Consider the following 13,608-nt stretch of genomic DNA (forward strand, 5'->3'; position numbering starts at 1 on the left):
CGGAGGAATGTGCGGTGGCCCTGAACAACACTTACGACGCAAGGCTGGTCCAGCAGGAGACCGCTGTGGGAGCGGGCGTTCAGATCCTGTTGCTGGCTCTGCTCGGCTCGGCGATCGGCCTCGGGCCGGCGGGCTGGGTGACCGGTCTCGTCTTCGCCATCGCCACCTGGGGGGTGCTCTCCCGGGCGCTGCACCGCTCCAGCCTGCGCTCGTTCGGCCCGGCCAACCGGGTGACGCTCGGCCGGGCGACGCTGGTCGGCGGGGTGACCGCGCTGGTCGCGGACTCCTTCGAGAGCACGCCGCCGGTGACGCTGCTGGTCGGCCTGACGGCCGTGGCCCTGATCCTCGACGGCGTCGACGGCAAGGTCGCCCGCCGTACCGGCACTTCGACGGCGCTGGGAGCGCGCTTCGACATGGAGGTCGACGCGTTCCTGATCCTGGTGCTCAGCGTGTACGTCTCGATGGCGCTCGGACCGTGGGTCCTGCTGATCGGCGGCATGCGCTACGTGTTCGTCGCGGCGGCCCGCGTCGCCCCCTGGCTCAACGCCCCGCTCCCGCCGAGCACCGCCCGCAAGACGGTCGCCGCGCTCCAGGGCGTCCTGCTGCTGCTGGCGGGCGCGAACCTGCTGCCGTACGCGGCCAACTTCGCCGTCGTCCTGCTGGCGCTGGGCTCGCTGGTGTGGTCCTTCGGCCGGGACGTGCTGTGGCTGCGGCGGACCTCGCGGATCGCCGCGCAGGCTCCGGCGCCGAAGGTCCTGGAGCTCGTGTAGCTCCCCTCTCCCATGGGGCAGGGCCCGGACCGGGTTCACGGTCCGGGCCCTGCCCCATGGGCTTCCCGCATGGTTACGACCGAGCCGACCGCGTCCGTACGACGGCGAAGCCGGCCGCTGCGAGGCCCAGCACGCCGACGACCAGACCCGCGACGCCCAGTCCGCGGGCGGTGGAGTCACCGGCGTCGGCCGCGGTGACCTGGACCGCGCCGCTCTTGGTGCCGTCCGCGCCGCTCGTGCCGTCCGTGCTCTTCGAGGCGGCGTCGGAGGTGCTGTCGCTGTCGTCCGCCGCAGCCGCTGTCAGCTTCAGCACCGGCGCCGGGTCCTCCGGTTCGTCCGCGCCCGCCTCGGCCTCCTCGATCCAGCGGACGGTCTTGCCGTCGGAGTAGGTCTGGAGGGTCTTGAAGGCCAGCTGAGCCGTGTCGTCGGGAAGCTGACCGAAGGCGACGTCGAAGTCCTCGTACTGGCCGGCGCCGATCTTCCCGCCGGTCCAGGTGATCTCGGAGACGGCCTCGCTGATCGTGCCGTCGTCCGTCTTGACGGGCGTCGTGAGCTTCGTGGTCGTCACCTTGGCGGTCCAGCCGTCCTGCGGATGGACCAGCACGCCGAGCACGGGGTGGTCGGTGGGCAGGAAGACCTGGACCTTGGTGGTGCTCGCGGTGTCCTCCTCGTTGGGGACCCGGAAGCTGAGGACGCCGTCCGTGGCGCCCTTGGCATAGCTCTCGGGGTGCACGGTGACGTGCGCGGAGGCGGCACCGGCGGCGGCGAGGACCGCGGCGGCGGCGAGCACGGTGCCGAGACCGGCGCGGCGCAGGGCGGGGTGTGTCGTGGACATGAGTGGGTGATCTCCGTACAGGAAGGATGGGGGTCCGGCTCGGGGCCGGCTCGGGGTCAGATCGCGTACGGGATCGGGGCGGGCGGTCCGCGGCGGCTCACCGCATGGCGCAGCAGCAGCTGCCTCGGCGGGACGGGCGCCGGGGCGGCGGGGTGGACCGACGGCACGGGCAGCGGGGCAGGGGTCCCCCGCCACCAGGCCGCGAGGCCCGGCAGGAAGGCGGCCGCCCAGCGCAGCAGCGACCACAGGGCGGCCTCTCCGCGCCGCAGCCACCAGGAGGCGGCGAGCGCGGCGAGGACGTGGGCCGCCGTCGCGTGCGCGGTCATCGCCGAGGCGGTGTGGGCGTGCAGGTGCATACCGTGCGCGGACGTCATGGGCATCGCGGGCATGGTCTGCGCGGCCGTACGGGAGCGGGCCGCGTCGAAGGCGACGTGCAGGCCTGCCTGGGTGGCCAGCGTGGCCGCGCCGATCCCGGGCAGGGCGCGTTCCCGGGAGCCGAGCAGCCACCCGGCGGTGAAGACGGCCAGGAATCCGGCGCCGTCCGCCCACAGCGGCGGCGTGTCGCCCGTGGCGAGCCCGTGCCCGGCGGCGGCCAGCAGCACGCACACGGCGGCGAACACCGCGGCGCGCAGACTCCGGACGGCCGGGGACGCACTCATGGTGAGGGATCCTCCCACGCTCGACTGATACGTCGACCGCCGCTGCGGCGTTCACGTTCTCCAGGTTCCGGCGCTCCCGCGTTCACGCGTTCCCCTGCTACCGCGTTTCCCTGCAACCGCGTTCACGTGCTCCCGGGTTCACACGCTCTCGCGTTCACGTCCGCCGGGGCAGGAGCGCGACGGCCGCGGCCGGTACGGCGGCCAGGAGGAGCCAGGGGACGGCCGGGGGCAGCCCGGCGTCCAGGAGGGTGCCGGTGGCCGCGCTGCCGAGCAGCACGATCAGCCCGGAGACCGAGGACAGTGCCCCGGTGTACAGGCCGAGCCGGCCCTCCTCGGCGAGGTCGGTCACCCAGGCACGGGTGGCGGGCACGACGAGCATCTGACCGAGCGTGAGCAGCAGGACGAAGCAGGCCGCGGGCAGCAGCCCGGCCGTCCCGGTCCGTCCGGCGGGCCGGGCCACGGCCACCACGGCGAATCCCACGGCGATCAGCACGAGCCCGGCCGCCATCGAGCGGCGCAGGTCGATCCGCTCCCCCGCCCACCGGGTGACCGGCAACTGGGCCGTCACGACCAGCAGCGACGACAGCGCGAACAGCCAGGCGAGCGGCGCCTGCGAGGCGGCCGCCCGCTCCACCTCGGCGGGCAGGGCGAGGTAGAGCTGGTTGTAGGCGAGGAGATAGGTGCCGTACGCGCAGCACAGGGCGAGGAAGCGGCGGTTGCGGAGCAACGGGCCTGTTCCGCCGCGTACTTGGACCCGGGAGCGACCGGGGATGTGCTGCGGCAGCAGCCGGGCGTGACCGGCCAGGACGAGAACGAAGACGCCGGCTCCGGCCAGGCACACCGCGCGGAAGTCGACGGCGAGGAGCAGCGCGCCGAGCAGGGGCCCGACGAACGCCCCGGCCTGTCCGGCGACCGTGAACAGCGCGAGCACCCGGGTCCGCGGCCCACCGCCCGACTCCTCGTGCACGACGGCCTGCCGCGCCACCTCGGACTCGACGGCCGGTGAGAACAGCGCGGCCGCGAACCCGATCAGCAGCACCGCCCCGATGACCGTCCAGGTCTGTTCGGCATGTCCGAGCCAGCCGAACCCGGCGATGCGCAACACGCACCCGGCGAGGACGACGGGCCGGACGCCGTACCGGTCGGCGAGGGCCCCGCCGACCACGAACAGCCCCTGCTGGCTGAAGGTCCGCAGCCCCAGCACGAACCCGACCAGCCAGCCCGCCATGCCGACCGCGTCGCCCAGATGCCCGGCGAGGAACGGCAGGACGGCGAAGAAGCCGATGTTGAAGGCGAGTTGGGTCAGGATCAGCAGGCGCAGGAGGGGCGAGAGCGGAGGCGCCCCCTTCGCGCCGCGACGCGGGGAAAGCCGTGTCGCCGTCATCCGGCTCCCACCGACTCCGGTCGCGTGGAGGTCCGTTCCTCGACGATCGGGTCCACCGTACGAGGGCGCCGCGGCCTCGGTCGTCGCAGTCCGCCGGCCGCGGTCACCGCCAGGGCGCCGAGGACGGCGAGGACGGTCGCGGGGGCGAGGACGGCCCAGGGTGCGCGTTCGGCGTAGGGCTGGTTCTCGGCGAGGAGCAGGCCCCACTCGGGGGACGGCGGCTGGGCGCCGAGGCCGAGGAAGCCGAGCGAGGCCAGGGCGAGGGCGATGCCGGGCAGCCGGAGGAGGGCGTGCCGGGCCACGGGCGGGAGGACGGCGGGCAGGAGCTCGCTCCTGAGCAGATAGCCGGGGCCCGCACCGAGGGCGCGGGTGGCGGTCAGGTGGAGTGTGGCCCGTTCCTGGCGCAGCAGCGCGGAGGTGTGCGCGGCGAGCGGCGCCCAGGCCACGACGGCCACGGCGAGCACGGGCGTGGCGGACCCGCTGCCCCAGACCGCGGCGACGAGGAGCGCCGCGAGCACCGGCGGTACGGCGTTCACGGTGTCGACGAGCGGCCCGGACAACCGGGGCAGCAGCCCGAGCAGCAATCCGGCCGTCAGTGCGACCGCGCTGATGGCGAGGGCGAGGAGCAGGGTGTCGAGGGCGCCGTGCGCGACCCGGGCGAGGACGTCACGGCCGAGCGCGTCGGTGCCGAACGGGTGGGCGGCGGAGGGGGGTCGGAGGCGGGCCGCGGTGTCGAGGGCGAGCGGATCGCGGGGCAGGCCGAGGGAGATGACGACGGACAGCAGAAGACTGTATGCAATAGGCAGGATCCTGCGGACGGGCGGCGGAGGCCGGTGGAGTGTATGCAATGCGCCGTCGCGCAGCGCGGGGCCGATGAGCAGCCGGGCGGCGAGCCGGGCGCCCACGGTGGTGACGGCGGCGAGGGCGACGAGGACGAGGGTGCCGGCCTGGAGGACGGGCAGGTCCTGCGCGATCGCGGCCTGGAGGGTGGTCCGGCCGAGCCCGGGGATGTCGAAGATCTGCTCCACGGCGACGGATCCGCCGGTCAGCCCCACGACGAACAGCCCGAGGTTGGGCAGCAGTCCGGGCACACAGCGGCGCAGCGCCTTGCGGCCGATGCTCCGGCCGGGCAGTCCGCGCGCGGCGGCGGCCGCCGCCCAGGGCTCGGCGAAGGCGGCCGGCAACTGGTCGTCGAGAAGGCGTCCGAGCACCGCACCGGCGGGCAGGCCCAGGGCGAGCGCGGGCAGCACCGTCCACTGCGGGCCGTACCAGCCGAGAGCGGGCAGCCATCCCCACTGCACACCGACGACGGTGGCGAGCACGGAAGCGGTGAGGAACTCGGGCAGCGCGGCGAGCACGGCGGAACCGGAGCCGCCGGCGGGCCGGCCCTCCAGCCGCCGCCGGGCACCCAGGTACAGGGTGCGGGCGCACACGCCGGCGGCGGTGACCAGGGCGACCGCCAACGCCACCACCACCAGCAGCAGCGAAGCGCCGAGCGCCTCGAGGACGCCGGGCAGGACATCGGCACCGGAGATCCACGACCGTCCGGCGTCCCCGCGCGGCAACCCGGCGAGCCACTGCCCGAGAAGGCGCAACGGTCCTTCCTGCAGCCCGAGTTGGGCTCGGATGTCGGCGAGTACCGCGGGTGTGGCGTCACGGTCGGCGGACCGCGCCTTCAACACGGTCAGCGCCGGGTCGGTGTGCGACAGCCAGGGCAGCAGCCCGATACCGCACACCAGCAGCGCGGCCAGCACGGCACGCCACAGCAGCGCGCCCAGCCTGCTCCTCATGCCGTCAGCGCCGGGTCCCGGCACCCACGAGCGTGCGCTCGTACGGATCGAGGAGCACCCCGCCGACCTCGGCGCCGACGCCGGTGATGACGCGCTGGTGGACCAGCGGGACGACGGCGTCGGTGCCGAGGATCGCGGCCTCGGCGGCCAGGGCGGCGTCCTGCCGCTCACCGGTGTCGGCCACCGTCTGCGCCTCGGTGACCGCCCGGTCGACACCCTTGTCGCACAGCAGGGCGAGGTTGTAGCCGCCGTCGCAGGTGAAGTCACTGGCCAGGAGGGAGACGGGGTCGCCGGTGTCGAGGAGACTGTTGCGGGCGCCGAGGAAGGCGTCGAACTTCCCCGCGAGCGCGTCGCTCTCCAGCCTCGAGTACTCACGCACCTCCAGCTTCACCTTGAAGCCGGCCTTCTCCAGCTGCTGCTTCAACACCTGTGCGGCTTCCGGGAGTTCGGGCCGGTTGTCGTAGGTGGCGAGAGTGAGCGAGACACCGCCGGGACGACCGGCCTTCGCTCGCCCGGCGGGCTGGACACGCTTGCCCTCGGCCCAGGTGACGGCGGGGCCGTAGATGCCGGCGCCGGCGTCCGCGTGCCCCTCGTAGACACCCTCGGCCAGGGCCGAGGTGTCGACGGCCGCCCGCGCGGCGGCCCGCAGGGCCGGGTCCTTGAAGACACCCGACTTCGCGTTGAGCAGCAGGCTGGTGGTACGGGTCGTGGCGGTCTCGCGGCGGGTGTCCGCGTCGAGGGTGGCGGCCTGGGCGACGGGTATCGCCTCGGCGAGGTCGACCTGTCCGGTGCGCAGGGCGTTGGCGCGGGCCGTGCCGTCGGCGATGAAACGCACCTCGACTCCGGAGGCCTGCGCCCGGCCGCCCCAGTAGTCGTCGAAGCGGTCCAGGTCGGCGGCGGTGGCGCCGGTGACCTCGGTGAGTTCGAAGGGTCCGGTGGCGGTGCCGACCGGATCGACGGCGCCCTTCTTCCCGTAGGCCTTCGGAGCGAGGACGGCGAGACCGGGGCTGGACAGGCGCAGGGGCAGGACCGGGTCGGGGGCGGCGGTGGTGACGCGTACGCCGGTACCGCCCTCCGCCTTCGCCGTGAGGGTGACGCCGGAGAGCGCGGCCGGGACCGGCTGGGCCTCGGTGGCGTGCGTGAGGGAGGCGGCGACGGCGGCGGGTGTGACCTCCGTACCGTCCTGGAAAGCGGCCTCGCGCAGGGTGAACAGCCAGTTGCGGTCGTCCACTCGGCGCCAGGACGCGGCGAGTGCGGGAGCGGCGGCGCCGTTGGCGTCGAGCGCGGTCAGCCCCTCGGTGACCCCGAGCCGGCTGAGGATCGTCGCGTCGGCGCCGTAGGGGGAGAGGTTCTCGGCGGGCGGGAAGGCGAGCGCGACGCGCAGCCGGGAGCCGTCGTCGGCGCCGGAGTCCGCGCCGTCGTCGTCACCTGAGGAGGCGAAGCAGCCGGCGAGCAGCGGGGCGAGGAAGACCGCGGCGAGAAGCCGGGGAGGACGGGGACCGCGGGAAGGGCGGGGACGGCGGGGGAAGCGCATGGAGTTACCGGCCTGTGGGACGAGGGCGGGAGGAGGAAGAGGCAGCGGGGGCAGAGGGGGCGAAAGGGGAGGGAGAAGCGGGGAGGAGAACGTCGCGGGGGACGCCGAGAGGGACATCGAGGGGGACATCGAAGTGCACGATGCCCTGACCGCCGGTCACTCCTTCCCGCTCGTCGTGCACGACGGTGCCGAGCGAGCGCCAGAACCCCTCGGCCCCCTCCACGGCCGGGTCCGTGTGCAGGTAGACGGCCCCGTAGCCGCCGTCCGCGACCGCGAAGGCGAGGAGTTCGGCGACCAGCCGCCGGGCGAGGCCGCGTCGACGGTGCTCCCGGCGGACGTAGACGCGGCGCAGCTGCGCGGTCGTGCCGCAGGGGTAGCGATCGGCGACATGGCGTGGGTTCGGCGGATGCGCGGGACCTCGGGAGTCCAGGGCCGCCGTGGCGACGACCTCGCCGTGCTCGCCGTCGAGCGCGACCAGCAGGGTGTGGCGGGCCGGGACGAGGTAGGCGGCGACGGGGTCGATGATGTCGCCGTGCCAGCGGGGCACGTAACCGGTGCCGAAATCGCGGTAGACGGTGTCGAGCATGACGGCTCGGGCGCCGTCGAGGTCCTCGGGGCCCGCGGGCCTGATGCAGTAGTCACGCACTTGCGCATCATATGCATTAAGCGGAGCAAGTTGATCACTTAACCATCCCTCCCGGATTTGACAGAGATCACGGCACGCCCCTAAATCTAGCCACATGACTTTCATTTTCAACAAGGGGGTGCTGTGATGCGCGTCGCGTTCGTGGGGAAGGGCGGCAGCGGCAAGACGACCCTGTCGGCCCTGTTCGCCCGGCAGTTGGCACGATCCGGCGCACCGGTGCTGGCCGTGGACGGCGACATCAACCAGCATCTGGCCCAGGCCCTGGACCCCGCGGCGGACACGGCGCCCTTCGAGGCCCCGCCCCTGGCCGCGCAGCTGGGCGACATCAAGGACCTGCTGCGCGGCACCAACGCGCGGATCACCTCCCGCGCGGCGATGGTCAAGACGACCCCGCCCGGCCGGGGCTCCCGGCTGCTGCGCCTGCTGGGCGACGACGCACTGCACACACGGCACGTCCAGCGGGTCGGCGGCGTGCCGTTGATGGTGACGGGCGAGTTCGACGAGAGCGACCTGGGGGTGGCCTGCTACCACTCCAAACTGGGCGCGGTGGAGCTCTACCTGAGCCACCTGGTGGACGGACCGGGCGAGTACCTGGTGATGGACATGACGGCCGGCGCAGACGCCTTCGCCTCCGGTCTGTTCACCCGTTTCGACATGACGTTCCTGGTGGCCGAGCCCACCCGTAAGAGCGTCTCCGTCTACCGCCAGTACCGCGACCACGCCCGCGAGTTCGGCATCCCCCTCGCCGTGGTCGGCAACAAGGTCACCGGCGAGGACGACCTGCTCTTCCTCAAGGAGGAGGTGGGCGACGACCTCCTCACCCACCTCGTCGTCTCCCCCTGGGTCCGCTCGGCCGAACGGGGCAATCCCCAGGGCGAGCCGGAGGACGTCAACCGCCACGCCATCGACCTCCTGCGCGAGACGGTCGACGCCCGCGAGAAGGACTGGCCGGCCCTGCACCGCCACGCCGTGGAGTTCCACCTCCGCAACGCCCGCGCCTGGGCGGACGCGGCGACCGGTGAGGACCTGGCCGCCCAGGTGGACCCGGAGTTCGTCCCCGGCCCGGCGTCACTGGCCTGAGAAGACGCCGCGCAGACCCCGCGCGTGTCGAGGCGGGCGCGGCCCCTCCCCCACCCCTCCACCGGAACAGGACACCACTTCGGCGTGACCCTGGCCTTCCAGAACTGCCACCGGGTGGCCGCCTGCCGCCCGGCGGCAGGCGGCGGTTCCACGCACGCGCGGTCCACCTCGACGCGGGCGCAGGTACTGAACCGGTCGGCGGAGCTGCGGGACTGCTGATGCGCCCCCGTTGATGCGCCCCGGCTGGTCCCTCCGCCGGACGGGCCGACCCACCGCACGGCGACCAGGCCGGCCCGTCAGCGGTCCGTGAACTCCTTCACGATCGACACGAACCGCACGGCATCGTCCCGCCAGGGAAAGTGGCTCGCTCCCGGCTGCACGACGAGTTCCGTTTTCGGGAACAGTTCCGCGAACTCGCTCATCACGCGTGGGGGAGCCGCCAGGTCCGTCTCCCCCGCCAGGAGCAGGACCGGCGACGGGAAGGCGGCCAGCGCCGCGCGGGTGGCAGCCGGGGAGAAGGCGCCCTCGGCCGTGTACGCGGCCGCCGCCTCGTGGTTCTTCGCCCGCTCGCCGGCCTCGTCGAAGGCACGGGCCGCCTCGTCCCAGCGGGCGTGCCAGAAGGGGGCGACGGCGTTCCAGGAGTCGGCCGTGGCCCGCCCGGCGGTAACCGCTTCCAGGGCCGCGTACGCGGGGGCGAACCACGGCTCGTCCCGACGCAGGCGGGCCGTGGCGAGACGGTCCTCCGCGGTGATCTCGAGGTCGACGGCGTAGACGCTCGGGGTGATCAGCAGAAGACGGGCGACGCGGTCGGGGTGGCGGGCGGCGTAGAGCACCGCGAGGTTGGCTCCGCCGGAATGGGCGAGCAGGTCCATACGATCGAGGCCGAGGTGCTCACGCAGGGCCTCGACGTCGTCGACCAGGCGATCGCACCGGTACGACGACGTGTCCCGCGCCATCGCCGACTCCCCCGTGCCCCTCGGATCCAGCCCGATCAGTCGGTGGTGAGCCGTGAGCCCGCCCAGGTCTCCCAGGTATCCGGCGGACTGCATGGGCCCGCCGGGCAGACAGACCAGGGGCGGCCCGTCACCCGACTCGTGGTGGGCGAGGCGGGTTCCGTCGTGGGCGGTGAAGGTGACCATGCGCCCGAGCGTTTCAGGGCAGTGGACGCGGAACAAGCGGATTCGACGGCTGGGAGCCGAGGCCCGCCCCTCGTACACATGCACGCATTTCCTTCACCGTTTCATGCAACCTTTCCCGCATCCGGAGAGTCCGCGTCTATATGTACGCGCACGTCCTGAACCGACAGGCCCCTACGGGCCGACTCGCCCCGACCGCACAGCCCGCCGCAGGCCACGGCCTCGTCGCCCCGTCCTCCGAGTGAGTCCCCGTTGATCAACAGCACGACCTCCCCGCACTCCCACCGGGACGGGCTCGCTTCCGTCCCTCCCGCCCTCGCCGACGTCCGCGCGGACCGCCGTCGCCTGATCGAGGCCATACGCGCCCTCCGCCGCCTCCTCGACAAGCGCCGCCCCTTCGAGCTCACCGACCGCCGCCGTCTGAACCACGAGGCGAGGAAGCGAAGCCGCGCGGAAGCCACCCACGGCAAGTCGCTGCACCGGATCCATGAGCAGCAGATACGCCAAGAGCGTTCCCTGTCACGGCGGCTGAGCGGCCTCGACGGCAAACGTGACCATCAGGAACGACAGGTTCTCGCCGTCCTGCGCCGAGAGTCCGTCCAGCGCACGCTCAACGGCAGCCGTCTCACAGCGAGCGAGGTGAACGGCATCGGCAGCGGACTCGTTCGCGCCCTCGCCGCCCAAGGCATCACCACGGCCGCGGACTTCACCCGCGTCAGCTGGGGCAAGGCTCCCAACGGCAAGGGCGGCGAGGTCCTCTACATCCACCGCGCCCAAGGCCGCAAGGTGCACATCAACGGCATCGGCGAGCACCGGGGCCGACCGCTGATGGAGTGGCGCCGAGCCGCTCTCGCCCGCGCCGAGGCCCGCGCCCCGCGCGAGCTCCCGCCGGACGAACGTCACCGCATCGCCGAGATCATCGAGGCCGAACGCACCCGCCTGCAAGGGGAACTGGCCCAGGCGCCCAGCACGGCGCAGGCCGCCCGCGCGGAAGCCGAACAGCTACACGCCGAGGCACTCCAGCACCTCACCACCGCCGAACGCGAGGCCGCGCACCTCGCCGCCGAACGCCGAGCCGAGTTCGACGCGATGGCGGAGCAGTTGCTCACCCTCCAGGCCGAGCTGTCCGCCCACATGGACCGGCACGGCGACGCCGGCCGCCGCATCCGCCGCGCCCAGACGCGAGCGCTGCGCCCCCTCCCGGAGAGCGCGCCCATCCCCGCCGCGCCGATCCCCGCCGCGATCCCGGCTCCCCGCATGCCCCTCGCCCTCACCAAGACGGGGACGGAGACGGGGACGGAGACAGGGACGAAGACGGGGTCGGGGTCGGGGTCGGGGTCGGAGGCAAAGGCGAACACGAGGGCCAAGGCCCCGGCGACAGCCGCGGCCCCAGTGCCCTCCCCCGGCACCCGGGCGAGCCTCGGCTGGCTGCTGCCGATCCTCTACTTCGGCTTCACGACCCTCGTCGGCGTGGGCGAACTGGGTGACAACACCGCCCCCTTGGGACTGATGATCACCTCCAGGATCTTCGCCCTCGCGGCCACCGCGGAACTGCTGCGCCTGTGGATCCCCCGCAGGAACCGGCGGACGCCGAGCCCGATGCCCTCGGGGACGGGCCCGCAGGCCTTCGGGGTGTTTCTCGCCCTCACCGCCGCCGGCATGTTCGCGGACGAGAAATCCGACGTGTTCCTGGTCGCCTGCGTCACGTCCGTCCTCGCTGCCGCGCTGCTCGTCACGGGGGCCTGCCTGCGCTGGAGGGCGCGAACGGGCGGAGAAGGCAGGACGACCGTCCCCCTCGGCTGATCCACCACGCCATCTCCCGCCACTCCGCCACTCCCGCCACTCCCGTCGTCCGGTATCGACCGCGGCTATCCCTTCTGCTCCACCCGCACCCAATCCACCTCCGCCTGCACTCCCCCGCCGGCGATCCGGTCCACGCTCGACTGCGGCAGGCCCCAGTACGGGGTCGTGACCTGGTTCCAGCCGGCCGGGTACGCGCCGCCGAGGGCGAGGTTGAGGATCACGTACTGGTTGTGGCCGTAGACCCATTGGCCGCGGGTGGACTCCAGCTTGTTGCGGGTCGTCTCCTGGACGAGGCGGTCGTCGACGTAGAAGCGCATGCCGGTCGGCGTCCACTCCACGGCGTACGTGTGCCAGGCGTCGGCCCGGCCGCCGTTCGGGTAGGTCTGGCGGGCACCGATGTTGCCGTCCGCGGAGTAGCCGGGGCCGTGCAGGGCGGAGCTGGTCCAGTCGGCGTAGCCGATGTTCTCCATGATGTCGGTCTCCCCGGAGGCGGGCCAGGACACGGAGGGGTCGTCGACGTTGCTGCCCAGCAGCCAGAAGGCGGGCCAGAATCCGTCGCCGACAGGCAGCTTCATCCGGGCGCTGACCCGGCCGTAGGTGAAGTCGAACCTGGTGTTGGTGTCCACGCGGCCGGAGGTGAAGTCGTAGGTGCCGCCGCCCGCCTGGGTGCAGCCCTTGCAGTACTTGGCCCGCAGGACCAGGGCGCCGTTCTCGGTGCGGAGGTTCTCGGTCGAGTCGACGTACGCCTGCGCCTCTGCGTTGACGGAGCCCATCTCCGTGCCGGTGCGTACGACACGCCACTTGGAGCGGTCGAGGGACGCGGCGGTGAAGTCGTCGAAGAACGTCGTCCGGTAGGTGCCCTGTTGCTCGCCGGGGAGGGCGGGGTAGGCGGCCAAGGCGCTGCCGCCGGTGCCCCAGACCTCGAACTCGTAGAGGGAGTAGCCGAACTGCGCGGTGGCGGGGGCCGGGTTGTAGAAAGAGCGGCGTTCCTTGCCGAGCATCCGGACGTAGCGCCCGGTCGCCGGCTGGGGCAGTCGCACGCTGTCGTGCACGCCGACCGCCTCGGACGGGGATTTCACGTTCGCCCGGCGCGTGGCGACCTCGGCGGCGGACGGCTGGTACACGGTTCGCCAGGTGCGGTTGTCGTCGGAGACCTGCAGTTGGTAGTCGACGGCATAGGCCGCCTCCCAGTACAGGTCGACCGTGTCGATCGTCGACGTCGCACCGAGGTCGACACCGACCCAGCGGTCCGCGTTCCAGTCGCTCGACCAACGGGTGGCGTCGTCCTTCAGGTTGGCCGGGTGGCCGCCGTCCGTGACGAACGCCGGTGAGTTGCCCGCGTGTTGGTAGTAGTTCGTGTAGGCCGGGTGGTTCAGGGCGAGGTTGGAACGCACGGTGGAGGCGGGGGCCGGTTCGCCGCCGTAGACCTTGAGGGAGTAGAGCGAGTAGCCGTACGGCGTGGCGCGTTCCAGGCCGCGCAGGCGGAGGTATCGGCCAGTCGCCTCCTGGGGATAGGTGTGCGCGGTGACCGTGCCTCCGGTGCCCGCGGTCTCCGTGTAGAAGGGCGTCCAGTCGGTGCCGTTCTTCGACACCTCCAGGACGTAGCGCTTGCCGTAGGCGGCCTCCCAGTCCAGGACGACCCGGTCGACCCGGAGGGTCGTGCCCAGATCGAGGCGGATCCAGGCGTCGTCGGCGAAGTTGCTGGACCAGCGGGTGGCGGCGTTGCCGTCGAAGGCGAGGCCGGGGCCGGTTGCGCCGTTCTCACTGCCGGAGGCGGTGACGGCGGCCGGGTTCGCGGCGTACGCGGCTGCGGCGCGGTCGGTGTCCCAGGCCGGTGCGTCGGCGGCGGGCGCGGCGGCCGCGACCGGTGCCCCGAGGGCGGGTCCCGCGCCCAGCAGGGCCAGGGCGGCGACGGCGGTCAAAAGGGTGCGGGGAGTGCGAGCGGTACGTGATGACATGCGGCTCTCCTCG

At 73.1% G+C, this 13,608-nt stretch carries 10 protein-coding genes and 2 pseudogenes; 4 read left to right on the forward strand and 8 right to left on the reverse strand.

All coding sequences use genetic code 11. The annotated features are described in order from the left end of the window. Positions 1-14 precede the first annotated feature (14 nt). Positions 15-770 (forward strand): CDP-alcohol phosphatidyltransferase family protein, encoded by a 756-nt coding sequence (locus OG933_RS09320; RefSeq protein ID WP_314220925.1) that lies wholly within the window; start codon positions 15-17, stop codon positions 768-770. Positions 771-843: 73 nt separating this feature from the next. Here the strand turns inward: OG933_RS09320 and OG933_RS09325 are convergent, their stop codons facing one another. The 6 genes and pseudogenes from OG933_RS09325 to OG933_RS09350 form a co-directional block, all read right to left on the reverse strand. Beyond that, a complete protein-coding gene (locus OG933_RS09325) occupies positions 844-1,605 on the reverse strand; it encodes a YcnI family protein (RefSeq protein ID WP_405626447.1) in 762 nt (253 codons plus the stop codon). A gap of 56 nt (positions 1,606-1,661) precedes the next feature. Next, positions 1,662-2,264, reverse strand: coding sequence for a hypothetical protein (locus OG933_RS09330; RefSeq protein ID WP_405626448.1), 603 nt, complete (start codon positions 2,262-2,264; stop codon positions 1,662-1,664). Between the two features lie 154 nt (positions 2,265-2,418). Continuing rightward, a complete protein-coding gene (locus tag OG933_RS09335) occupies positions 2,419-3,648 on the reverse strand; it encodes an MDR family MFS transporter (RefSeq protein ID WP_405626450.1) in 1,230 nt (409 codons plus the stop codon). Further along, complete coding sequence (locus OG933_RS09340) at positions 3,645-5,438, reverse strand: ABC transporter permease subunit (protein WP_405626452.1); 1,794 nt, start codon at positions 5,436-5,438, stop codon at positions 3,645-3,647. Before OG933_RS09340 ends, OG933_RS09335 begins: the two co-directional genes overlap by 4 nt. Before the next feature lie 4 nt (positions 5,439-5,442). Further along, positions 5,443-6,972, reverse strand: coding sequence for an ABC transporter substrate-binding protein (locus OG933_RS09345; protein WP_405626455.1), 1,530 nt, complete (start codon positions 6,970-6,972; stop codon positions 5,443-5,445). Between the two features lie 118 nt (positions 6,973-7,090). Continuing rightward, positions 7,091-7,618: pseudogene (locus tag OG933_RS09350) on the reverse strand (GNAT family N-acetyltransferase); the annotation flags it as partial. Between the two features lie 126 nt (positions 7,619-7,744). Between OG933_RS09350 and OG933_RS09355 the strand changes: the two are divergent. Together OG933_RS09355 and OG933_RS09360 are read left to right on the forward strand one after the other, a co-directional pair. After that, positions 7,745-8,698, forward strand: coding sequence for an ArsA-related P-loop ATPase (locus OG933_RS09355; protein WP_362526951.1), 954 nt, complete (start codon positions 7,745-7,747; stop codon positions 8,696-8,698). 75 nt (positions 8,699-8,773) lie between these two features. Continuing rightward, a pseudogene (locus OG933_RS09360) lies at positions 8,774-8,917 on the forward strand (hypothetical protein); the annotation flags it as partial. Between the two features lie 77 nt (positions 8,918-8,994). Here OG933_RS09360 and OG933_RS09365 read toward each other — a convergent pair. Further along, the gene (locus OG933_RS09365; RefSeq protein WP_405626456.1) at positions 8,995-9,837 is read right to left on the reverse strand and encodes an alpha/beta fold hydrolase; all 843 of its coding nucleotides are present in this window, start codon (positions 9,835-9,837) and stop codon (positions 8,995-8,997) included. A 249-nt stretch (positions 9,838-10,086) separates the two neighbouring features. On the opposite strand from OG933_RS09365, the gene OG933_RS09370 reads away from it, so the two are divergent. Continuing rightward, complete coding sequence (locus OG933_RS09370) at positions 10,087-11,637, forward strand: hypothetical protein (protein WP_405626457.1); 1,551 nt, start codon at positions 10,087-10,089, stop codon at positions 11,635-11,637. Between the two features lie 65 nt (positions 11,638-11,702). Here the strand turns inward: OG933_RS09370 and OG933_RS09375 are convergent, their stop codons facing one another. Next, positions 11,703-13,595 (reverse strand): discoidin domain-containing protein, encoded by a 1,893-nt coding sequence (locus OG933_RS09375; RefSeq protein WP_405626458.1) that lies wholly within the window; start codon positions 13,593-13,595, stop codon positions 11,703-11,705. Positions 13,596-13,608: the final 13 nt, after the last annotated feature.

The sequence above is a fragment of the Streptomyces sp. NBC_00016 genome (assembly GCF_045040885.1).
GTDB lineage: Bacteria > Actinomycetota > Actinomycetes > Streptomycetales > Streptomycetaceae > Streptomyces > Streptomyces coriariae.